Annotated in this window: 21 protein-coding genes; 8 read left to right on the plus strand and 13 right to left on the minus strand. The window is 70.9% G+C overall.

Annotated features, from left to right (window positions below):
- Positions 1–108: 108 nt before the first annotated feature.
- From OG389_RS24255 to mgrA, 4 genes are all read right to left on the minus strand, one after another.
- Positions 109–1419: an extracellular solute-binding protein gene (locus OG389_RS24255; protein ID WP_328300554.1), complete on the minus strand. Its 1311-nt coding sequence runs from the start codon at positions 1417–1419 to the stop codon at positions 109–111.
- Positions 1420–1711: 292 nt separating this feature from the next.
- Positions 1712–2329, minus strand: a complete 618-nt coding sequence (locus OG389_RS24260; protein ID WP_328300555.1) for an SMI1/KNR4 family protein — start codon at positions 2327–2329, stop codon at positions 1712–1714.
- A gap of 59 nt (positions 2330–2388) precedes the next feature.
- Entirely contained in the window at positions 2389–2823 is a 435-nt protein-coding gene (locus tag OG389_RS24265; RefSeq protein ID WP_328300556.1) for a DUF192 domain-containing protein, read from the minus strand.
- A 359-nt stretch (positions 2824–3182) separates the two neighbouring features.
- Positions 3183–4220 (minus strand): L-glyceraldehyde 3-phosphate reductase, encoded by a 1038-nt coding sequence (gene mgrA / locus OG389_RS24270; RefSeq protein ID WP_328300557.1) that lies wholly within the window; start codon positions 4218–4220, stop codon positions 3183–3185.
- Between the two features lie 128 nt (positions 4221–4348).
- Here mgrA and OG389_RS24275 point away from each other — a divergent pair, with 128 nt between their 5' ends.
- From OG389_RS24275 to OG389_RS24300, 6 genes are all read left to right on the plus strand, one after another.
- The gene (locus OG389_RS24275; RefSeq protein WP_328300558.1) at positions 4349–5110 is read left to right on the plus strand and encodes an isoprenyl transferase; all 762 of its coding nucleotides are present in this window, start codon (positions 4349–4351) and stop codon (positions 5108–5110) included.
- Between the two features lie 425 nt (positions 5111–5535).
- Positions 5536–6852, plus strand: a complete 1317-nt coding sequence (locus OG389_RS24280; RefSeq protein ID WP_328300559.1) for a PhoH family protein — start codon at positions 5536–5538, stop codon at positions 6850–6852.
- 426 nt (positions 6853–7278) lie between these two features.
- Positions 7279–7977 (plus strand): transglycosylase SLT domain-containing protein, encoded by a 699-nt coding sequence (locus OG389_RS24285; protein ID WP_443059329.1) that lies wholly within the window; start codon positions 7279–7281, stop codon positions 7975–7977.
- 147 nt (positions 7978–8124) lie between these two features.
- Positions 8125–9564, plus strand: coding sequence for an AI-2E family transporter (locus OG389_RS24290; protein WP_328300560.1), 1440 nt, complete (start codon positions 8125–8127; stop codon positions 9562–9564).
- On the plus strand, positions 9548–10411 hold the full coding sequence (locus OG389_RS24295) for a hypothetical protein (RefSeq protein WP_328300561.1): 864 nt from the start codon (positions 9548–9550) through the stop codon (positions 10409–10411). The genes OG389_RS24290 and OG389_RS24295 overlap by 17 nt, the downstream gene beginning before the upstream one ends.
- Positions 10408–11106, plus strand: a complete 699-nt coding sequence (locus OG389_RS24300) for a hypothetical protein (protein ID WP_328300562.1) — start codon at positions 10408–10410, stop codon at positions 11104–11106. The genes OG389_RS24295 and OG389_RS24300 overlap by 4 nt, the downstream gene beginning before the upstream one ends.
- A gap of 6 nt (positions 11107–11112) precedes the next feature.
- On the opposite strand, the gene OG389_RS24305 is transcribed toward OG389_RS24300, so the two are convergent.
- The 3 genes from OG389_RS24305 to OG389_RS24315 form a co-directional block, all read right to left on the minus strand.
- Positions 11113–11238 (minus strand): hypothetical protein, encoded by a 126-nt coding sequence (locus tag OG389_RS24305; protein ID WP_443059330.1) that lies wholly within the window; start codon positions 11236–11238, stop codon positions 11113–11115.
- Between the two features lie 145 nt (positions 11239–11383).
- On the minus strand, positions 11384–11923 hold the full coding sequence (locus OG389_RS24310) for an alkyl hydroperoxide reductase (RefSeq protein ID WP_328300563.1): 540 nt from the start codon (positions 11921–11923) through the stop codon (positions 11384–11386).
- 3 nt (positions 11924–11926) lie between these two features.
- Positions 11927–12481: a peroxiredoxin gene (locus tag OG389_RS24315; protein WP_328300564.1), complete on the minus strand. Its 555-nt coding sequence runs from the start codon at positions 12479–12481 to the stop codon at positions 11927–11929.
- 135 nt (positions 12482–12616) lie between these two features.
- Between OG389_RS24315 and OG389_RS24320 the strand changes: the two genes are divergently transcribed.
- Positions 12617–13564, plus strand: coding sequence for a hydrogen peroxide-inducible genes activator (locus OG389_RS24320; RefSeq protein ID WP_328300565.1), 948 nt, complete (start codon positions 12617–12619; stop codon positions 13562–13564).
- A 39-nt stretch (positions 13565–13603) separates the two neighbouring features.
- Here the strand turns inward: OG389_RS24320 and OG389_RS24325 are convergent, their stop codons facing one another.
- From OG389_RS24325 to OG389_RS24335, 3 genes are read right to left on the minus strand one after another with little or no spacing between them, the layout of a single operon-like run.
- On the minus strand, positions 13604–16027 hold the full coding sequence (locus tag OG389_RS24325; RefSeq protein WP_328300566.1) for an ABC transporter permease: 2424 nt from the start codon (positions 16025–16027) through the stop codon (positions 13604–13606).
- Positions 16024–16710 (minus strand): ABC transporter ATP-binding protein, encoded by a 687-nt coding sequence (locus tag OG389_RS24330; RefSeq protein WP_328300567.1) that lies wholly within the window; start codon positions 16708–16710, stop codon positions 16024–16026. The genes OG389_RS24325 and OG389_RS24330 overlap by 4 nt, the downstream gene beginning before the upstream one ends.
- On the minus strand, positions 16707–17231 hold the full coding sequence (locus OG389_RS24335) for a PadR family transcriptional regulator (RefSeq protein WP_328300568.1): 525 nt from the start codon (positions 17229–17231) through the stop codon (positions 16707–16709). The genes OG389_RS24330 and OG389_RS24335 overlap by 4 nt, the downstream gene beginning before the upstream one ends.
- A 149-nt stretch (positions 17232–17380) precedes the next feature.
- Here OG389_RS24335 and OG389_RS24340 point away from each other — a divergent pair, with 149 nt between their 5' ends.
- The gene (locus tag OG389_RS24340; protein ID WP_328300569.1) at positions 17381–18877 is read left to right on the plus strand and encodes a DUF2079 domain-containing protein; all 1497 of its coding nucleotides are present in this window, start codon (positions 17381–17383) and stop codon (positions 18875–18877) included.
- Positions 18878–18922: 45 nt separating this feature from the next.
- On the opposite strand, the gene OG389_RS24345 is transcribed toward OG389_RS24340, so the two are convergent.
- From OG389_RS24345 to OG389_RS24355, 3 genes are all read right to left on the minus strand, one after another.
- Positions 18923–19792, minus strand: a complete 870-nt coding sequence (locus tag OG389_RS24345; RefSeq protein WP_328300570.1) for a peptidylprolyl isomerase — start codon at positions 19790–19792, stop codon at positions 18923–18925.
- A 61-nt stretch (positions 19793–19853) separates the two neighbouring features.
- Positions 19854–20165, minus strand: coding sequence for a hypothetical protein (locus tag OG389_RS24350; protein ID WP_328300571.1), 312 nt, complete (start codon positions 20163–20165; stop codon positions 19854–19856).
- Positions 20162–21073 carry an SPFH domain-containing protein gene (locus tag OG389_RS24355; RefSeq protein WP_328300572.1) on the minus strand — a complete coding sequence of 304 codons (912 nt, stop codon included), beginning with the start codon at positions 21071–21073 and terminating at the stop codon, positions 20162–20164. Before OG389_RS24355 ends, OG389_RS24350 begins: the two co-directional genes overlap by 4 nt.
- Between the last annotated feature and the right edge of the window lie 226 nt (positions 21074–21299).

A 21299-nucleotide genomic window follows, 5' to 3' on the forward strand; every position in this document is an offset into this window, starting at 1 on the left:
GGGCCGCGGCCCTGGATCAGGGCCGTACCAGCCATGATGCCGCGCGGGGTGCGGCGCGGCAGGGGGCGAAGGTCCCTCATCGACGGGGACGTCCGGGGGTTTCTCGCGTCAGTGCTTCTTGGTCGCCTCGGTCGCCTTCGAGGCGATCTCCTCCAGGACGGCCTTCGGGTCGCCACCGGGATCCACGGCGCGCCCGATGTTGCGCTTGATGGTGTCGCTGATCGTCACCCAGGACGGGTCGTTGACCGGGTAGAGCTGCGCACCGTAGAGGGCGGTCAAGAACTGCTGGTCGTTCTTGTCCATGCCCGTGGTGCCGGCCATGGCGCGGGAGGCGGAGACGGTGGACGGCAGCAGGTGGTAGCGGCCCGCGAAGTCCGTCAGGTTCTTGTCCTGGTAGACGAAGTTCAGGAACTTGCCGATCTCGACGCGGTGGCCGTTCTGCTTGAACGCCATTAGCCAGTCGGCCACGCCCACGGCCGGCGGAGTCTCCCCGGAGCCCAGGTTGTCCGCGACGGGCATGGTGACGGCTCCGACCCCGATGCCCTTGGCGCGCGCCTCGTGGGCGAGCGAGGGGTAGCCGTTGAGCATGCCGACCTCGCCGCGCGAGAACGCGGCGAAGGCGTCGGCACGGTTGAGCTGTGACGGGGGAGTGGGGCCGAGCAGACCCGGGGCGACCAGGTACTCCTTGATCCACTTGAAGGTCTGGATGTTCTGGTCGGAGGCCAGGCTGTAGTTGCCGCTGTTGTCGGCGTAACCGCCGCCGTTGCTGAGCTCCCAGATCATCGCCTCGGCGTGCGCCTCCTCCGGACCCAGCGGCATGGCGTACGGGTACTTCACGCCCTTGTCCTTGAGCGCCTTGGCGGCGGTCCTCAGGTCCGACCAGGTCTTGGGCTGCCAGCCGGTCTTGGAGTCCTTCGAGATGATCCCGGCGTCCGCGAACAGCTTCTCGTTGTAGAACAGGAGGCGGCTGCTCGCCACGAAGGGCAGGCCGTAGAGGGTGTTGCGGACGGACCCGGCATCAGCCAGGGGTTGCAGGAAATTCGCCTCGGCGGTGACCGGGAGGAGCTCGGAGGCGGAATAGAGCTTGCCCTGCGCCGCGAAGTCCGAGTAGCCGCCCATGAGAGCCATGTCCGGGGAGTTTCCGGCCTTGACCATGCGGGAGACTTCACGGTCGATGTCGGTCCACGGCAGCAGCTGCACCTGGACCTTGATGCCTGGGTTGGCGGTGGTGAAATCGGCCGTCACCTTGTCCCAGAACGCCTTGGAACTGTTGGCCGTGTTGTCGCCGTATTCGGCGGCGACGAGGCGGATCGTGCCCTCGTCACCAGCGCTCCCTCCGGAGCCGCCGCATCCGGCCAGCGGTATCAGCAGACCGAGCACGACCGTGGTGGCGGCCGTGCCGAAGATTCTTCGTCGCACGGGTGTGTTCCCCTGATTTTCTTTTGAGTCCCGTTATTACTTATGAGTTGCTCCGGGCGGTGGTGTCCGTCAGTGGCCCGTTGGCCGGAATTCTCTCCTGGGAGAGGGTGGTTGGTTCCATTGGGGCGGCACTTGTGGTCAATGCTCCAAGTGCGGCATTTCCGAATGGTGTTTTCCGATATGTGATCAACAATTCGGACGCGCGTAGACATGCCGAAACGCCCGTTTCCGGTCACGGAACGGGTTGGGGGTGGGAGGTGGGGGCCGACGCAGGTGGGGAAGGGAGAGGGACTCAGTCCGGGAAATCGCCCGCGTACGGGTCGGGCTCGCCCGTTTCGGGGTTGCGGCCCTCCTGCCAGCGTCGCTGGGCCTTGCGCCAGTGCACGAAGCTGAGGTGGCCGCCGTCCCAGAAGGTGATGCTGACCGGGCTCACGTCGAACTCGTCGGAGCACAGCCGGTACAGGAACTCGCCCATGCCGTACGGGTACACGGCGAAGGAGTCGGCGGTGTGCCGGCCGACCACCAGGACGGGCCAGAGATCCGGGTCGGGGTCGCTCGTCAGCCAGCACAGGATGTCGGAGCCGCCGGTGACGCCCCAGGCGAGGATCGACTCCGGGTCCACGTCGAAGGCGGCCCTGCCGCCCTCCGCCTCCCAGACCTGGCGGGCATTGGCGGTCTCCTCCGCCATCTGGGCCGGGTCCCACTGGAGACCGGGCTTGGGCAGCGGCAGCAGCACGCTCGCCTCGCCGTTGATCGAGCCCGCGCCGAAGCGGCCCATGAAGGCGATGAAATCGGCGGGGAAACGGGTGCCCCAGACGGCCTCGGCCGCCTGCCAGTCGATGTCCTCGTCGGCGCCGTGGGTCGCCGGCATGATCTGCTCCAGCGCCTTGATGCGCGCGTTCTCGGTCATGCCGCTCCCCTGCCACCCCAGCTCAACCGCCCCAACCTACCGCCGGGGCGGTGTGGCGCCTAGCGCGAGTTGAGACGGAGCCGGAGCGTGGACCCCACGCGAAGGCCCCAGGCGGCCATGGATCCGGCCTCGGCCTCCAGGACGTGGCGGGCGCGGAGCCGGGGGATCCCGAGCCGGCCGGGGGCCATGGTGGTCAGTGCGATGACTGTGAGCCGGCGGTCCAGGTGCGCCACGTCGATGGCGAAGCGCATCCGGAAGGTGTGCACGCTCGCGGCCGGGGTCAGGAGCATCGCCCCCTCGATCCCGTCCCGCCCGAGCAGCCCCCGCGTCCGGGCCCGGTAGGAGGCGGCCACTTCCACGGCCACGTCCACGGCCCGCTCGGCCGGCGCCCCCCGGTCCGCCCCCGGTTCCGCCTCCGGTTCCGCCCCCGGGTCCGCCCCCGGGCCCACACCGAGCACGGCCCAGCCGTCGCGCCACTGTCCGCTCTTCCCCATGCGGGCCACCCTAGGGCCAGTCGTGCGGCGGACGGGAGTCTGACGACAGGCCCCGGGGGTCGCACCGCCGATCGGTACGGGCTTCGGCGTCAAGCCGGCGCACTGAGCGGGGTCCCCCCTGGGAGGTACGGCCGCAGGAGGGCCTAACGGGCCCGGGGGCCGGTCCCCGCAAGGGCTGTGGGGCCGTTTCGGCTCATCGGAGTGCTGCCGGGCGGCTCCGGAGCGTAATCATGGCGCGGCGGTGCACGCAGCAGGCTTTACGAAGGGTTATGGTGGAACCCCCCCCTCGGGCCGGTCCGTATCCCCCCCACGGACCGGCCCGTTTTTCGTGCCCGCGGCACGCAGGCCAAAGCGGCAGGTCAACCCCGCTGGGCCCAGATGTTGGCGCCGGGGGTGGACACCGCGAAGGAGTCGATCTCCTTCAGCTCCTCCGCCGACAGCGGTGCGCCGGACAGGGAAGCCACGTTCTCCTCGAGCTGCTTCACGCTGGACGCGCCGATCAGCGCCGAGGTCATCCGTTCGTCGCGCAGCACCCAGGTGAGCGCCAGCTGGGCCAGCGACTGCCCGCGCCGGGCCGCGATCTCGTTCAGCCCGTTCAGCCGGCGGACCACCTCGTCCGAGAGCAGGTCCGGGTTGAGGGACTTGCCCTGCGTGGCCCGCGAGCCCTCCGGGATGCCCTTGAGGTACTTGCCCGTCAGCAGCCCCTGCGCGAGCGGCACGAAGGAGATGCAGCCCATGCCGGCCTCCTCCAGGGTGTCCAGCAGGCCGTCGTCCTCCGTCCAGCGGTTGATCATGGAGTAGGAGGGCTGGTGGATGAGGGGACGGATCCCCATCCCCGTCAGCAGCCGGGCCGCTTCCGCCGTCTGCTCCGCGGTGTACGAGGACACGCCCACGTACAGCGCCTTGCCCTGCTGGACCGCGGACGCCAGCGCGCCCATGGTCTCCTCCAGCGGGGTCTGCGGGTCGAAGCGGTGCGAGTAGAAGATGTCGACGTAGTCGACGCCCATCCGCTTCAGGGAGGCGTCCAGCGAGCCGAGGAGGTACTTCCGGCTGCCCCATTCGCCGTACGGGCCCTCGTGCATGAGGTAGCCGGCCTTGGTGGAGAGCACCAGCTCCTCGCGGTGGGGTGCGAAGTCCTGCGCGAAGATCTTGCCGAAGTTCAGCTCGGCCGAGCCGGGGGGCGGCCCGTAGTTGTTCGCCAGGTCGAAGTGGGTGACGCCGAGGTCGAAGGCGCGGCGCAGGATCTCCCGCTGGGACTCCAGGGACTTGTCGTCGCCGAAGTTGTGCCAGAGGCCCAGGGAGATCGCGGGGAGCTTGAGGCCGCTGCGGCCGGTGCGTCGGTACTCCATGGAGTCGTAGCGCGAGGGCTCTGCCCGATAGGGATTGTTTTCAGTCACGTTGTCCTCCCTATCACGGACGTGCGACAGGACCGAGTTGGGTACCCGATCCCGCCGCGCAGTAATGTGGCCGACTCGGGGGGGACCGCATTTGGCACGGGGGCATCGCACGGAGGGGCTGGAAGATCGTGAAGCTGCGCGACCTGGTGTACAGGCTCTACGCACGCCGGGTGGAAGGCCGCCTCGACCATGACGCGGCGCCCAAGCACATCGGCGTCATTCTGGACGGGAACCGCCGCTGGGCGAAGGCGTCCGGAGGTACCACGGAACAGGGCCACCAGGCCGGAGCCGACAAGATCTCCGAGATGCTGGGCTGGTGCACCGAGACGGACGTCGAGGTCGTCACCCTGTGGATGCTCTCCACCGACAACCTGGACCGGCCCGAGGTCGAGCTCCGTCCGCTCCTCAACATCATCGAGAACACGGTGCGCGGCCTCGCCGCCGACGGCCGCTGGCGCGTCCACCACGTGGGCAACCTCGACATCCTGCCCGCCGGTACGCAGAGCGTCCTGAAGGAGGCCGAGGAGGGCACCCGCGGCGTCGACGGAATACTCGTCAACGTCGCCGTCGGCTACGGCGGCCGCCAGGAGATCGCCGACGCGGTCCGCTCGCTCCTGCTGGAGCACGCCTCGAAGGGCACCTCCTTCGAGGAGCTCGCCGAGATCCTCGACATCGACCACATCGCGGAGCACCTCTACACGCGCGGCCAGCCCGACCCGGACCTCGTGATCCGTACCAGCGGCGAACAGCGCCTGTCCGGATTCATGCTGTGGCAGAGCGCGCACTCCGAGTATTACTTCTGCGAAGTCTTCTGGCCCGCTTTCCGGAAAGTCGACTTCCTGCGCGCGCTCCGTGACTACGCCGCGCGACACCGGCGCTACGGAAGCTGACCCGCCCGACAGGCCCCGGTCGACCGCCGTATGGCATCTGACCAGCGAATATCTGAAACCCCCTCGGCATTGCCACGGCGCGCCCGGAGTCTTCCGCGGCGCGCCGTCCTAGTGCTCCAGCACACACTTCCCGCCTCCCGGGACCCTCCGTAGAATGCCTTCACCAGGGATTCACCCCGTGTGCGTCATATGCCGTGGCATGGCTGGACCCAATCGGGGAATATCCCTTCCAGGTCGATGCCCGGTCCACGGGTGTCGAGTCTCAGCGGACGGCATGGGGTCGTCCGCCCGGGAGGCCCTTTGCACCAGGACGCACGTGCGGCTCGCACGGACGGAGTGGAGGGCCGGGAGTCGGCCCGCGCATGGGTGCCGATGACCGGTCCGGTCTTCATGGCCCGACCTCTTCCGAGGGGGTACGTCCTTCCGTGGTGACCAGCACAAAGAGCCGTCTGCCTGACAGGCGGACCTACGTCCTCGACACCAGCGTCCTGCTGGCAGACCCCAACGCGATCACCCGCTTCGAAGAGCACGAGGTAGTGCTCCCGATCGTGGTGATCACCGAGCTGGAGGCCAAGCGGCACCATCCCGAACTCGGCTACTTCGCACGTCAGGCCCTGCGCCTGCTCGACGACTTCCGGGTTCGCTATGGTCGCCTCGACGCACCCATCCCGCTGGGCGATCTGGGTGGCACCCTGCGTGTCGAGCTCAACCACTCCGATCAGAGCGTCCTCCCCGCCGGCTTCCGACTGGGGGACAACGATTCGCGGATCCTCGCGGTCGCCCGCAATCTGCAGGCCGAGGGATACGACGTCACGGTCGTCTCGAAGGATCTCCCCCTGCGCATCAAGGCCTCCTCCGTGGGGCTGATCGCGGAGGAGTACCGCGCGGAGCTCGCCATCACCGATGCCGGCTGGACCGGCATGAGCGAGCTGTCCCTCTCCGGGGAGCAGGTGGACCTCCTCTACTCCGAGGACCGCCTCTACATCCCCGAAGCCGCGGAAATGCCCGTCCACACGGGCCTGGTCATCCAGTCCGAGCGCGGCAAGGCGCTGGGCCGGGTCACTTCCGACGGGAACGTACGGCTCGTCAAGGGCGACCGGGAGGCCTTCGGGCTGCACGGCCGCAGCGCCGAGCAGCGGATCGCGCTCGACCTCCTCCTCGATCCCGAGATCGGGATCATCTCGATGGGCGGCCGGGCCGGCACCGGAAAGTCGGCGCTGGCGCTGTGCGCGGGCCTGGAGGCCGTGCTGGAGCGGAGGCAGCACCAGAAGGTGATGGTCTTCCGGCCGCTGTACGCGGTCGGCGGCCAGGACCTCGGCTACCTCCCCGGGGACGCCTCCGAGAAGATGAGCCCCTGGGCCCAGGCGGTGTTCGACACCCTCTCGGCGGTCGCCGGGCGCGATGTCATCGAGGAGGTGCTGAACCGGGGGATGCTGGAGGTCCTGCCGCTCACGCACATCCGCGGCCGCTCGTTGCACGACGCCTTCGTGATCGTGGACGAGGCCCAGTCGCTCGAGCGCAATGTCCTGTTGACCGTTCTGTCCCGGATCGGGGCCAATTCGCGGGTGGTTCTCACCCACGACGTGGCCCAGCGGGACAACCTGCGGGTCGGCCGGTACGACGGAGTCGTCGCGGTGGTCGAGAAGCTGAAGGGGCATCCGCTCTTCGCGCACGTGACGCTGACCCGTTCCGAGCGCTCCCCGATCGCCGCGCTGGTCACCGAGATGCTGGAGAACCTGTAAGGCCGGTGAAGTGACAAATCGGGTATAACCCCCATAACGGGAAGGCGAGTTGGCGCCGTCCGGCAAAGGCCTGAAAGCCTAGCCGGGCGGCGCCTTCGTGCACAGTGCTTCGACGGAATCAGTGGCTCCATGCCTGGTGTGACCTTTCACACGCAACGAAAAAATTGCCGTGCGGCGTCCAGGTCCGGCAGAGTCTGTTCTCCGTCAGGCCCCGCATACGGCACACCTGTATCTCCCGTGAGATGCGCGCAGCACCACTAACTCCACAACTGATCGCCGTATGCCGCCCGGAGCAACACGCGGCGCTTCCGCAAGGGAGTTGCCCACGGGCCCGCGTCTCCAGTGATCGAACCACCATGGAGGCCAGTGTCGAGGGGCAATCTTGCGCCCGCGCGGTCACTGCGGACGCTGCTGGAAGGACACCGTGTGAGCCGGATCTCGGTTCGGGGATTCGCAGTGGCTTCGGCCACGGCGGTCACCACCGTCGGCGCAGTCGTGGGCGTTGCCACTGGCGACCCCGCCTCGAACGACCTTGAGACGACCGCGTCCGGGACGACTCTCCTCACTGACATCCCGGTCGGCGACCAGGCTCAGGTCCAGAACGCGTCCCTGACGCAGCAGGCCGACACCCTCGCCCAGGCCGCCGACGTCGACGCCAAGCGCTCGGCGGAGGAGGCGGCCCGGATCCAGGCCGCCCAGGACGCCAAGTCCAAGAAGGCCGACGCCCAGAAGGCTGCGGACGAGAAGGCGAAGAAGGAGCGCGACGAGAAGGAGCAGGCCGCCAGCCGTTCGGCCGCCCGCGACGGCTCCGACTTCGCGCCCCAGGCCTCCTACACGGTCGGCCAGGTCAAGGACATCGCCCGGCAGATGGTGCCGGCGGGGCAGTTCCAGTGCTTCTCCAACATCATCAACCAGGAATCCACCTGGAACTACCTGGCCGTGAACAAGTCTTCGGGCGCCTACGGTCTCGTCCAGGCCCTGCCCGGTTCGAAGATGGCCTCGGCCGGTGCCGACTGGCGCACCAACCCCGCCACCCAGATCGAGTGGGGTCTGAACTACATGAACAAGAAGTACGGCGGCCCGTGCGGAGCCTGGAGCTTCCACCAGGCCAACGGCTGGTACTAGCCGCCAGTTCGAGAGCGCGTCCGCGCGCCTCAACCCCGAGGAGCCCCGCACCGTCCTACGGTGCGGGGCTCTCGCGTGTACGGTCTTTCGAGGTGTGCCCCGAGGCTTGTCCGGGCAGGCGGTGCAAGGCGAGGGGAAGGGAACGACATGGCGAAGACGGCAGGCTGGATCGGCCGAATCGGGAACAAGCTGAGCCGCGTGGAGGCCCGGCTCGCGGAGCGGCGCGCGGAAGTCGAGGCCGAGACCTCCGGAGACCTGCCGGTGCGTCCCCCGTACCCGCCCCACCCCGCACACCCACCTCGCCCCACCCATGACGCCGGATCCCGGGCGCCCGGCACCGCGACGACCGACATGGACCCCGCGTCCACGTCCCCGGGCCAGGAACCCCCGCCGCACCCCACCGCCGGGTACGCCGCCCCCACCAAGCCGGACCCGGTGAGCGTCATCCCGTGGGGCGTGCGCGTCGCCGCGGAGGCGAGCTGGCGGCTGCTGCTGCTCGCCGGGATGCTCTGGGTCGTGATGAGGGTGATCAGCGAAGTCCGCCTGGTCGTCCTCGCCTTCGCCGCGGCCCTCCTCGTCACCGCCCTGCTCCAGCCCTTCGTGGTCCGCCTGCGCCGCCTCGGCATGCCGCGCGGCCTGGCCACCGCCCTCACCGCGATCCTCGGGTTCGTGGTCATCGGCCTGGTCGGCTGGTTCGTCGTCTGGCAGGTCATGGACAACCTCGACCAGCTGTCCGACCGCCTCCGCGAAGGCATCAACGACCTCAAACTCTGGGCACTGGACAGTCCGTTCCACGTGACCGAGAAGCAGATCAACGAGATCGCCAAGAACCTCAGCGAGACCATCGGCACCAACACCGAGCAGATCACCAGCGCCGGACTGCAAGGCGTCACGGTCCTCGTCGAAGTGCTGACCGGCATGCTGCTCGCGATGTTCTCCACGCTCTTCCTGCTCTACGACGGCAAGCGCATCTGGACCTGGACGCTGGGCCTGCTCCCGTCGGCCGCCCGCCCGGGCGTCGCCGGCGCCGGTCCGCGCGCCTGGCGCACCCTGACCGCGTACGTGCGCGGCACGGTCCTGGTGGCGCTCATCGACGCCGTGTTCATCGGCCTCGGGCTCTACTTCCTCGACGTGACGATGGCCGTGCCGCTCGCCGTCTTCATCTTCCTGTTCGCCTTCATCCCGCTCGTCGGCGCCGTGATGAGCGGCGCCCTGGCCGTGGTCGTGGCCCTGGTGACCCAGGGGCCGTTCACCGCGCTGATGGTGCTGCTGGTGGTCCTGGCCGTGCAGCAGATCGAGGGCCACGTGCTCCAGCCCTTCATCCTGGGCAGGGCGGTACGGGTGCACCCGCTCGCGGTGGTGCTGTCGGTGGCGGCCGGCGGCATGGTCGCCGGCATCGGGGGAGCGGTGGTCGCCGTTCCGCTGGTAGCGGTCACCAACTCCGTGGTCGGCTACCTGCGGGCCTACTCCCACGAACAGCTCCACCAGGGGCTCTCCCCGGTCGGCCCCGCGCCGCACGGGGCGACGGGCCTGGGGCAGGCGGTTTCCGAGGCTGAGGAGACGCGCGAGGGTGATATCGGAGCCTGAGTTCGACGGCGGGTCCGGCGGCTCGCCGGAGCCGCGCGAGGTGCACGGGCCGCACGCTCCACGGGGCGCACCCGTCCCCCACGAACCCCTCGAACCGCACGACGCGCTCGCCCCACGGGTGCGTGGAGTGCGGCTCCTGCGGCCCGGGCCGGGGCCCTGGCGGTGGGCGCTCGGCGGCGCCCTGCTCGCCTCCGCGCTCTGGGCCGGCGCCTGGTGGGCGGTGAGCCCGCAGGACCACCGCCCGCCGCTGCGGTACGCGCTGACGCCGAGTCTGTGCGACGGGGCGAAGCTGCCCGCGCTGGCCCGGCTGACGCAGACCGCCGGGTGGGACTACACCCCGCGGCGGTGGGAGCACCCGGGCGTGGACCGGGCGCTCTGCGTGGTCCGTAAGCCGCCTCCCGGATCGGACGAGCCCGGGTACTGGCTCTCGTACGAGGCCCAGGTCTCGGTGGCGCTGCACAAACGGACCGATCCCGCCCCGGAGTTCGGCGCGGACCCCGGGGTGGTGGACTGGATCGGCGCGGGCACGCCGGACCTGCGGTCGGTGGCGGGGCTCGGGGACCGGGCGCTGATCTCGGAGGCGGAGTACGGGAGGTGGTGGCGGCTGACCGTGCTCGACGGGGGAGCGGTGTTCACCCTCGACGTGACGGCCTGGACGGGCGGCGACGGCGGCGACGGCGGAACGGGCGAGGCCCCGGTGAGCGCCGGGACCGGCCCCCCGGAAGATCCGCCGAAGCCCGATTCCGACGCGATCCAGGCTGCGATGATCGAGGACATGCACGGCCTGATGAAGGCGCTGCACAGTAGGGCGCGAGGGGCGAGGGCGAGGGGCGGGGCACGGGGATGATCGGCGAACCCGAGATCGACGGGGACTGGGACACGACGGTACGGGCGCAGGAGGCGCTGCCGGACCGGCCGCGGGAGCGCGAGCGGGTACGGATACCGCGTGCGCCGTGGCTGTGGGCGCTGGGCGGGGCGGTGGTGGCCTCGGCGGTGTGGGCGGGCACCCTGGCGGTGCAGGATCGTTTTTCCGCGACACCGCGCATCGACTACCGGCACTCCGGCGACCTGTGCAAAGAGGCCGAGCTCAAGACGGTCGCCCAGGCCGTCGGCCGGCCCGTCGAGGGAGTCGGCGGCAGCAGCCAGGGCGTTGCCCCCGCGCAGGACTGGGCGTACTGCCGCCTGGCCATACCGTGGGACAAGGGAGACACCCTCGCGTACGGCGCCCAGGCGCTGGTCGAGCTGCACAAGGAGATCGACCCGCAGACGGAGTTCGCCACCGGCCCGGGGGCGACCTCGGCGACCCGGCTGGACCTCGAGGAGCGCCGCGAGGTGGCGGGGCTCGGCGACCGGGCGCTGCTCGACCACTACTACGCGGGCGAGGGGGAGCGGCTCATGGTGCTCGACGGCGGCGCGGTCTTCACGCTGACGGTGGAGTGGTACGGGACCGACGGTGACCGGCCCTCCGGCGTCGACGAGGACGCGATCGGCGCGGCGATGATCGAGGACATGCGGATCCTGATGGCGAAGCTGCGGCGGTAGCCGGCGTCAGGCCGTCTGCGCGTGTCGTCGGGGGCGGTGGCCGGGGAACTGCTTCATGAGCCGGTCGGCCGTTTCGAGCGGGGACTCCGGCGGTTCGTCGGCCGAGGGGTGCTCGACCGCTGCGGCAGACATGGCCTCTCCTGGCGGTTGCCGTCGAGGCCGACATCGTAGGGCGGGACCAGCCCTGTGTCCCGGAGGCGGAACATGCCAACCGAACGTGCGGCAGTGCCCCCGCGGCCTGGATCGGCTGCGGGGGCACTGGTACGCGTGCGGGGTGTCACTCGCCCGCGAGGGCGGCCTCGGAGTCGAGGGTGACGGCCACTGCCTGGATCACCGAGGCGATCTTGAAGGCCTCCTGGACCGTCTCGCGGTCCATGCCGGCCTTGCGCAGGACCTGCTCGTGCGAGTCCAGGCACTGGCCGCAGCCGTTGATCGCGGAGACGGCGAGCGACCACAGCTCGAAGTCGACCTTCTCCACGCCCGGGTTGCCGATGACGTTCATCCGCAGGCCCGCGCGCAGGTTGCCGTACTCCGGGTCGGAGAGCAGGTGGCGGGTGCGGTAGAAGACGTTGTTCATCCCCATGATCGCGGCGGCGGACTTGGCGGCGGTGTACGCCTCCGGCGACAGGGCCGCCTTCGCCTCCGGCTCCAGCTCACGCAGGACGCGCGGGGAGCGCGCGGCGATGGCGCAGGACAGGACGGTGCCCCACAGCTGCTGCAGGGTGAGGGTGTCCTGGTTGCCGATGACCGAGCCGAGGTTCAGCTTCAGGTCCTTGGCGTAGTCCGGTATGGCGGACTTGAGGGAGTCGAGGGACATCGCTCACTCACCGGCCAGCAGCGCGCCGGCGTCGAGGGTGCTCTCACCCTTGTTCCAGTTGCAGGGGCACAGCTCGTCGGTCTGCAGGGCGTCGAGGACCCGCAGGACCTCCTTGGGGTTACGGCCCACGGAGCCGGCGGTCACCATGGAGAACTGGATCTCGTTGTTCGGGTCCACGATGAAGACGGCGCGCTTGGCGAAGCCGTCCTCGCCCTGGATTCCGCAGTCCTTCATGAGCTCGTGCTTGGAGTCGGCCAGCATCGGGAAGGGCAGGTCACGCAGGTCGGCGTGGTCCTTGCGCCAGGCGTGGTGGACGTACTCGGAGTCGCCAGAGACGCCGAGGATCTGGGCGTCGCGGTCGGCGAACTCGTCGTTCAGCTTGCCGAATGCGGCGATCTCGGTCGGGCACACGAAGGTGAAGTCCGCAGGCCAGAAGAACACCACGCGCCACTTGCCCTCGTAGGTCTTGTGGTCGATCTGCGCGAACTCGGCTCCGGCCTCCAGCGAAACACAAGCGGTCAGATCGTAGGTGGGGAACTTGTCACCGACAGTGAGCACGTGCTCTCCTTGCGGACAGGAAAGTGACCTTTTTGAGGGCTTTCCGTGGGGGTTGGACGTATCTCACATGCTGGCACAGCTGCATTGATTGCGGAAATAGCTAGTCTTGTGCGCAGTGATCGGAGGTGCCTATCAGTGGCTGTGAGTAGCAGGGGAGTGAAACAGGCGACGCTCGCGCAGCTGCGGGCCTTCGCCGCCGTCGCCGAGCACCTGCACTTCAGGGACGCGGCAGCCGCCATCGGGATGAGCCAGCCCGCGCTCTCGGGCTCCGTGTCCGCGCTGGAGGAGGCGCTCGGGGTGCGGCTGCTGGAGCGGACCACGCGCAAGGTGCTGCTCTCGCCGGCCGGGGAGCGGATCGCGGTCCGGGCGCGGGCCGTGCTCGACGCCATGGGCGGACTGCTGGAGGAAGCCGAGGCGGTGCGGGCCCCCTTCACCGGAGTGCTGCGGTTCGGGGTGATCCCCACCGTGGCCCCGTACCTGCTGCCGACCGTGCTCGGGCTCTTCCACCGGCGCTATCCCCGCCTCGACCTCCAGGTGCACGAGGAGCAGACGTCCTCGCTGCTGGAGGGGCTGGCCGGCGGACGGCTCGACCTGCTGCTCCTCGCCGTACCGCTCGGGGTCCCCGGGGTCACCGAACTGCCGCTCTTCGACGAGGACTTCGTCCTGCTCGTGCCGCGCGAACATCCGCTCGCCGGCCGCCGGGACATCCCGCGCGAGGAACTGCGGTGCCTGCAGCTGCTGCTGCTCGACGAAGGGCACTGCCTGCGCGACCAGGCCCTCGACATCTGCCACGACGCGGGACGCACCGCCGGGGCGGACGTCACCACGACCGCCGCCGGGCTGTCCACCCTCGTACAACTGGTCGCCGGGGGGCTCGGCGTCACACTGTTGCCGCGCACCGCGCTGCGGCTGGAGACAGCCCGCAACGAGCAGCTGGCCACCGGGTACTTCACCGAACCCGCCCCCTCGCGGCGGATCGCGCTGGCGATGCGGACCGGCACGGCCCGCGAGGAGGAGTTCCGGGCCGTCGCCGACGCGCTGCGCGAAGCCGTACGCCCGCTCCCCGTCTGGCTGACCGACTGAGAGCGGGCGTACGGCGTACGGGACTGCGCGCGCGGGCGGTTACTCCGTGCGCAGCCCGTCCGGGCGCATCAGGCGCAACAGCGCCGGCAGGCTGAGCAGGGTGACCAGGACGGCCACGCCCGCGCCGGTGCCGATCATCGCCAGGATCGAGGTCCAGGAGATGTGGAGCGGGACGCTGGCCATCTGCATCAGCACCAGGCCGAGCGCGAGCCCGATCACCGTGGCCAGGGCCAGGCCGAGGCCGATCGGCAGGGCGGTCTGCCACAGCACGGACAGGCTGAGCGTGGACCGTTTGGTGCCGAAGGCGACCAGCGCGGACAGCAGCTTCTTGCGCTCGCGCAGCTGCTCCAGCTGGGAGACCAGCAGGCTGGCGCCGATCAGCATCAGCACCAGGACGGAGCCCACGAACAGGCCGGTCCGGATGGAGGAGTAGCGGTCGCTGACCGCGGTGGCCCGCAAGGTCATCGGCACGGACAGCGGGTCGACCTTGAAGGAGGTGCTCCGGGCCAGTTCCATCGCGTCGGGCACCTTCGGGTCCAGCATCACGAACACCTGGGCGGACTGGAAACCGCCCATGCCCTTCGGGGCGACGGCCGGGGTGGCCAGCACGCCGGTGAGCAGCCCCCCGAGGGGGTCCGTGCGGGCCTTCACGGTCCGGGCGTCGGCGGGCACGGTCCAGGGGACCGGGGCTTCGCCCTCGTTGCCGTGGATGTTGCCCGCGAACAGCTTGTCGCCCGGCCGGGCGGTGTCGCCGCCCATGCTGGGGCGCGCGCCCGCGCCGTCGATGACGAAGGCGTCGCCGTCCTTGCAGGAGGGCAGCTCCGCGACCTCCTTGAGGGCGGCGCAGGTGCCCATCGTCACCGTCGTCGAGGCGTCCTCGTACTCCATGCCCGTGCCGCGCCCGGCGGAGGTGGAGCCCAGCGCGACGGCCCGGGTGACGCCCTTGGTCCCGTTCATGGCCCGGGCGAGGGGCTCGCCCCCGCTCGGGGAGCGCATCAGGACGGAGATCGATGCCCGGGTGGGGTCCTGGCCGGTGTCACGGCTGTACGAGCCCTCGGTGCCGGCGAAGAGCATCTGCAGGGCGATGGCTCCCGCGACCGCGACGGCGATGCCGTTGACCAGCCGGGCGGCGCTGCCGCTGGTGAGCTGGAGCCGGCGGGCGGCGAGCTGCCAGGAGACCGGGCCCGCGCCGCCGATGCGGCCGACCACGCGTTCCAGCACCCAGGGGAGCAGGACGGTGATGCCGACGAGGAGCAGGACCACGCCGCCCGAGACCTGCCACTGGTTGAACTGTCCGCCGTCGTTGCCGCGGCCCATCATCGGGGCCAGCAGGCCGAGTCCGGCCAGCGGGAGCACCAGCCGCCACCAGATCCGGCGCCTGCTCGGGGCCGCCGTACGGACCACGCCGAGCGGCTCGATGACCACACCGCGCAGGGCGAAGAGGGTCACGGCGACGGCCGCGGCGGGTACGGCCAGCGCGATGAGCGCGGCGAGCCAGGGCGCCGGGTCGAGGTCGGCGGGGAAGACGCTGCGCCGGTGGAGGTCCAGGACCGGGGCCAGCTGACGGGCGGCCAGGAAGAAACCGGTGCCCAGGACCAGGCCGATCAGCGATCCGGCGAGGGCCTCGCCCGCGGCGATCCGGTGGACCATCCGGCCGTCGGCGCCGACCAGGCGCAGTGCGGCGAGCCGGCGGTCGCGGCGGTCGCCGCCGAAGCGCACGGCGGCGCCGATGAACACGGCGACCGGCATCAGCAGGGCGACGAAGGTCAGCACCACGAGGAGCGTGAGGACGGGGTCGAGCCCCTCCTCCTGCAGCGTGTTCGCGAAGGCGGTGATCCGCTGGACGTACTGGGGCGTGATCTTCTGGAGTTCGGTGAGTCGGTCGCTGCCCGCGTAGAAGTAGAGGTCGCCGGGGCCCACCAGGCCCGCGTCGCCGATCGTCGAGACGATCTTCCCGTCGAGGCGGTCGCGCAGCAGCTTGCCCTCGTCGGTCTTCATCAGCCGGTCGAGGGCGGGGGAGACGACCAGTTCGCCGGCGCCGGGGAACTTCTTCACACCGGGCGGAAGGGGGGCGTCCGGTCCCTCCGGCTGCACGAGACGCCCGTCGGCCCCGTACGAGTGGTAGGACTGATTGACCTCGGCGATCAGCAGGGTGTCCGGGCCGGGCTGTACAGAGATGGACACGTCGGGCGTCCGGCGGGCGTCGGCGCGCGCGTCGCGGGCGGCCAGGGCGCTCGGGACCGCGCTGGTGACGAGCAGCAGGGCGACACCGAGGCCGACACCCACACCGGTGAGCAGGGTGCGGATCCAGCCCTCGCGGCCGCCGCCGAAGGCGAAGCGGACGCCGAGCGCGAGGTCGCGGCCCCAGACGCGGAGCGCGCCCTGCTCGCCGGGGCGGACGGGGGCGCCGGTGCCGCCGGGCCTCCGGGAATCGCCGGGGCCGCTGTGCTTGGCGTCACTCATATGGCGCGCTCCATGTCGCGGGACTTGCCGTCGCGCACGACGATCTCGCGGTCGGAGTACGCGGCCACGCGGGTCTCGTGCGTGACGAGGACGACGGCGGCGTTCGTGGCGCGGGCGGCGTCGGTGAGCAGTCGCATCACCAGCTCTCCGTTGAGGGAGTCCAGGGCCCCGGTGGGCTCGTCGGCGAATATCAGCCGGGGGCTGCTGACGAGGGCGCGGGCGACGGCCACGCGCTGGCCCTGGCCGCCGGAGACCTCGCCGGGGCGCTTGCCGCGCAGGTCGTCGACCTGGAGCCGCTCCATCCACTGGAGGGCGGTGCGCTCGGCCTCCTTGCGCTTGACGCCGGTCAGGCGCAGCGGCAGGGCGACGTTCTCCACGCAGGTCAGCTCGGGGACGAGCTGGCCGAACTGGAAGACGAAGCCGAACTCCCCGCGGCGCAGCGCGCTGCGCTCGGCGTCGTTCATGGCGGAGAGCTCGCGGCCGGCGTAGGTGATGGTGCCGGAGTCGGGGGTGACGATGCCGGCGAGGCAGTGCAGCAGGGTCGACTTGCCCGAGCCGGAGGGGCCCATCACGGCGACGACCTCGCCGGCGTGGATGGAGAATTCGGCGCCGTCGAGGGCGTTGGTGGTTCCGTACGCCTTGCGCAGGTCCGTGGCGCTGAGCAGAGTGCCGGACGGGGTCATCGGCGTACCTCCTGGGCGAGCTGGTCGAGGCGGGCGGCGGTGAGTTCGAGCCACCTCAGGTCGGCTTCGAGGTGGAACAGGGCGTGGTCGCAGACCAGCTGGTCCGCGAGGTCCCCCTTGCGCTTGCGGTGGGTGAGGACGCGCATCAGGCGCAGGTGCTCGGAGCGCTGGGTGTCCAGGAGCTCCTGGGCGCTGCGGCCGGTGAGCAGTGCGAGCACGATCTTGGTGTAGAGCGTGCTCTGGAGGTACGGCTCGGGCTTCTCGGGCTGGGCGAGCCAGCCCTCGACGTCGGTGACGCCGGCGTCGGTGATCGCGTACCGCTTGCGCTCGGGACCGCCACCGCTCTCCACCCCGTCGACCTCGACGAGGCCGTTCTTCAGCAGCCGGGACATGGTCGAGTAGACCTGTCCGTAGGCGAGCGGCCGGTCGTGGCCGAATCTTTCGTCGAAGGCCCGCTTGAGGTCGTAGCCGTGCCGGGGACCGGCCTCCAGGAGGCCGAGGAGTGCGTGACTGATGGACATGTGGAGCACTATACATGCGGTGTATACCCTCGATGTATACACGCAGTGCAGAGAGGATCTTCGTATCGTTTGCGCCCATTCGTAGGGACTGGCGGCCGTACGGGGCGCGGCTCGGGGCCGGGGCCCGGGGCCGCTGTCACTTTGATGACATGCACGCACCCCCCGCCGGTACCGCCGCCACGCTCCCGCCCCAGCAGTCGGTCCCCGCCGCCCAACCGGCGGCGGAGCCGGCCCGGGAGAGCCCGTACGCGACCCCGTGGTGGATCTGGGCCCTGGCCGGCGGGCTCTTCTTCCTCTACATGACGCTGTCCCTGCGGACCCATCAACGGCTGCTCTCGCACAGCTACGACCTCGGCATCTTCGACCAGGTCGTCCGCTCCTACGCCGCCGGCAGGCTGCCCGTCTCCGAGCTCAAGGCGCCGGACTTCCCCATCCTGGGCGACCACTTCTCCCCGGTGCTCGCCCTGCTCGCGCCCCTGTACCGGCTGTGGCCCTCGGCGCAGACCCTGCTCGTGGCACAGGCGGCACTGGTCGCCGCGAGCGTGCTGCCGCTGACCCGCTGGGCGCACCGGACGCTCGGGGCGCGGGCGGCCGTGGTGACCGGCCTCTGCTACGGACTGTCCTGGGGCATCGCCAGCGGCGTCGGCTTCGACTTCCACGAGGTGGCCTTCGCCGTCCCGCTCCTCGCGTGCTCGCTCGCGGCCCTGGGATCCGGCCGGCTGCGGGCCGCCGCCTGGTGGGCGCTGCCGCTCGTGCTGGTCAAGGAGGACCTCGGGCTGACCGTGGCCGCCATCGGCCTGGTCATCGTCCGGCGGGCCGGGCGCGGTGACCGGGCCGGGCGCCGGACCGGGGCCGCCCTCGCCCTCGCGGGCGCGGCCGGGACGCTCCTGGCGACGGTGGTGGTGCTGCCCGCCTTCAACCCCGGCGGCGCGTACGCCTACCTGTCGTACCTGGGCGGGGGAGACGCGCAGGGCGGAGGCGGGTTCGGGGACCTGCTGCGCAAGGCTACGGTCGGGATGGTCACCCCCGAGACCAAGGTCTCGACCCTGGTGCTGGTGCTGGCACCGAGCCTGTTCCTGGCACTGCGCTCGCCGCTGGTCTGCGTGGCCCTGCCGACGCTGCTGTGGCGCTTCGCCTCGGGCAACTCGGCCCACTGGGGCACCGGGTACCACTACTCGCTCGTGCTCATGCCGATCGTCTTCGCCGCCTTCGTCGACGCCCTCGTGCGGCGGCGGGCCTCCGGCGCGGCCGGCGCGCGCCGGCACCTGATCGGCGCGGCCGCGATGTGCGTGGTGCTGCTGCCCGCGTTCTCACTGTGGCGGCTGGCCGAGCCCGCCACCTGGCGGACCGATCCGCGGATCGCCGTGGCGCACCGGCTGATGGACATGATTCCCGACGGCGCCACGGTCCAGGCCTCGGACGGGCTGGTGCCGCACCTCACGCAGCGCACCAGCACCAGCCTCTACGGGTGGCCGGACAGCCGCCCCGATCCGGAGTGGATCATCGTGGACACGACGGTGGCGCCGGAGCGGCGGTGGCCGCTGTCGGCTCAGCAGGAGCTGATCGCCCTGGACGGGGCACGGGCCCAGGGGTACCGGACCGCGGCCCAGGAGAACGGCTTCGTCCTCCTGAACCGCCGGTCGTGAAGGGCCGGTCGTGAACCGCCGGCCCTGAACGGTTGGTCGTCAACCTCAGCCCCGGTCCGACGGGTGGACCGTCACCGAGCGGATGACCACGGGCTCCTTGGGGCGCCCGTCGGGGGACCCGTCCTCCGTGCCGTTCCCGGCGATCCTCCGCAGTACGTCCAGCCCGCTGACCACCCTCGCGAAGGGGGTCCAGTCGGGCTGCATGCGGAAGTCCGGATCGGCGTAACTGATGAAGAACTGACTGCCGTTGCGGCCGGGTACCGCTTTGGACATCGCGACGGTGCCCGCCGGATAGGAGGCGTCGGCCAGGTTCTCGTCCGGGAAGTAGTACCCGGGGTCGGCCGTGCCCAGGCCGGCCGGGTCGCCGCATTCCAGTACGAAGATCCCGCGCGTGGTGACCCGGTGGCAGGCGCTGCCGTCGAAGTACTTCTTGCCGGCGAGGAAGGCGAACGAGGTGGTGGAGCAGGGCGCGGCCCCGGTGAACGCCTCGATGACGACCTTGCCCCGATCGGTGACCAGCTCGGCCGTGTACGGGCGGGCCCGCGCGGGGTCGTGCACCGGCAGGCCGGGCGCCTTGGTCGTTCCGGTGCCGGTGGCCGTGTAGGAGCAGCCGGTGGGGGAAGCCGGCTTGGAGTCGGACGGGGCGCCCGTCAGGGAGAGGGCCGTCCAGGTCAGTCCGGAGCACGCCGCGGCCACCGCGATCACGGTGGCCGCCTTCCGGGCGGTGCGCCGGCGGCGGGCGCCGCGCGCCGCCCCGGATCCGGCTGCGGAGGCCGCACCGGCTCCCGCAGCGCAGGCTCCGGCTTCCGTCCCGGATCCGGTCGCCGCGTCCGCTCCCGCTTCCGCCGTGGCTTCCGCCTCCGCCTCCGCCTTGGCGTCCGCTCCCGCGTCGGCTTTCCCGCCGGTCGAATTCATCCGAGCCTCGTATTCGGTGAGAGACCCCCCGGGGTGACGCGCAGAGCGTACCGAGGCGGCTTCAGGAATCCGGAGAGGCGCGGGGGCGGCCCCGGGGCGGGATGGGACCCGCTCCACCGGGGAGCCGGCCGGCCTCGGCCAGGGCCCTGCGGAGCAGGAACTCGATCTGCGCGTTGGCGCTGCGCAGCTCCTCGCCCGCCCACCGCGCGAGCGCGTCGTGGACCTGCGGGTCGAGCCGCAGGAGCACCTGCTTGCGGGCCTGGCGTCCGGCCTTCGGCGCCGTCGCCGGCTCCCCGGGCGAGGCCCCCGCGGACGCGCCGGGCCCGGAGGTGTCCGGGCCGCCGCCGGGACCCGTACCGCCGTCGGAACTCACTGGTAGAGCGTGCCCGTGTTGACGACCGGCTGGGCCGCGCGGTCACCGCACAGGACCACCATCAGGTTCGACACCATCGCCGCCTTCCGTTCCGGGTCGAGGTCCACGATGTCCTGCTCCGCGAGGCGGGTCAGGGCGAGCTCGACCATACCGACCGCGCCCTCGACGATCTGCTTGCGAGCCGCGACGATCGCACCGGCCTGCTGGCGCTGGAGCATCGCGGAGGCGATCTCCGGGGCGTACGCGAGGTGGGTGAAGCGGGACTCGATGATCTGGACGCCGGCCGCCTCGACGCGGGTGGACAGTTCGGCGGCGAGCTTCTCGGTGATCTCCTCGGCGTTGCCGCGCAGGGACAGGCCGCCGTCCTCGTGCGCGTCGTAGGGGTACTCGATGGCGATGTGCCGCACGGCCGCCTCGGTCTGGGTCTCGACGAACTCGGTGAAGTCGTCGACCTCGAAGACGGCCCGCGCGGTGTCCTCGACCCGCCACACCACGACGGCCGCCAGCTCGATCGGGTTGCCGTAGGCGTCGTTGACCTTCATGACGGCCGTCTCGTGGTTGCGCACCCGGGTGGACAGGCGCCGACGTGAGGTCAGCGGGTTGACCCAGCGCAGTCCGTCGGTGCGGATCGTGCCGCGGTAGCGGCCGAACAGCTGGACCACGCGGGCCTCGCCCGGCGCGACCGTGTTCAGCCCGCCCATGGCGATCAGCGCGGCGATGATCAGGATGACGCCCGCCGCGACCAGGGACGCCTTGGCGGCGTCGGCCCCGGACACCGCACCGAGCGCGATCAGGCCCGCTCCGGCGGCCACTCCCGCCAGGCCCAGCAGCAGCGCGAGCCCGCCGCGCACGCTGCGCGCGGGGAACTCCCGTACGCCGGCTTCGGTCGTATCCGTGGTGTTCGTCATGGTCTGCCCCGTTCCCCTTCGATGGCGACCGATCGAGCCGCCTAGCAAAGTGATATCACTTTTTTGGGACGCGTGACAGTCCGCCCCGTGGTCCGCGGCAACCCGGCAGGGGTGTTCGTGCGTCGGTTCCGTTGGGGCGGGTGCTGATTCTCACGTCCGAATTGACCGGTATTGGCGCTGATTGGCCAGCGTTTGTCACAGCCTGCGGTGTTAGCTTTCTGAGCTG

It is taken from the genome of Streptomyces sp. NBC_00435 (assembly GCF_036014235.1).
Taxonomy (GTDB): Bacteria; Actinomycetota; Actinomycetes; order Streptomycetales; family Streptomycetaceae; genus Streptomyces.

Bases quoted from the DNA above. Each gene is read 5' to 3' on its own strand.
- OG389_RS24260 (WP_328300555.1), bottom strand. From the start codon at position 2,329: ATGACCGAGAACGCGCGCATCAAGGCGCTGGAGCAGATCATGCCGGCG.
- OG389_RS24265 (WP_328300556.1), bottom strand. From the start codon at position 2,823: ATGGGGAAGAGCGGACAGTGGCGCGACGGCTGGGCCGTGCTCGGTGTG.
- OG389_RS24290 (WP_328300560.1), top strand. From the start codon at position 8,125: ATGGCGAAGACGGCAGGCTGGATCGGCCGAATCGGGAACAAGCTGAGC.
- OG389_RS24300 (WP_328300562.1), top strand. From the start codon at position 10,408: ATGATCGGCGAACCCGAGATCGACGGGGACTGGGACACGACGGTACGG.
- OG389_RS24305 (WP_443059330.1), bottom strand. From the start codon at position 11,238: ATGTCTGCCGCAGCGGTCGAGCACCCCTCGGCCGACGAACCGCCGGAG.
- OG389_RS24310 (WP_328300563.1), bottom strand. From the start codon at position 11,923: ATGTCCCTCGACTCCCTCAAGTCCGCCATACCGGACTACGCCAAGGAC.
- OG389_RS24325 (WP_328300566.1), bottom strand. From the start codon at position 16,027: ATGAGTGACGCCAAGCACAGCGGCCCCGGCGATTCCCGGAGGCCCGGC.
- OG389_RS24330 (WP_328300567.1), bottom strand. From the start codon at position 16,710: ATGACCCCGTCCGGCACTCTGCTCAGCGCCACGGACCTGCGCAAGGCG.
- OG389_RS24335 (WP_328300568.1), bottom strand. From the start codon at position 17,231: ATGTCCATCAGTCACGCACTCCTCGGCCTCCTGGAGGCCGGTCCCCGG.
- OG389_RS24340 (WP_328300569.1), top strand. From the start codon at position 17,381: ATGCACGCACCCCCCGCCGGTACCGCCGCCACGCTCCCGCCCCAGCAG.
- OG389_RS24345 (WP_328300570.1), bottom strand. From the start codon at position 19,792: ATGAATTCGACCGGCGGGAAAGCCGACGCGGGAGCGGACGCCAAGGCG.
- OG389_RS24355 (WP_328300572.1), bottom strand. From the start codon at position 21,073: ATGACGAACACCACGGATACGACCGAAGCCGGCGTACGGGAGTTCCCC.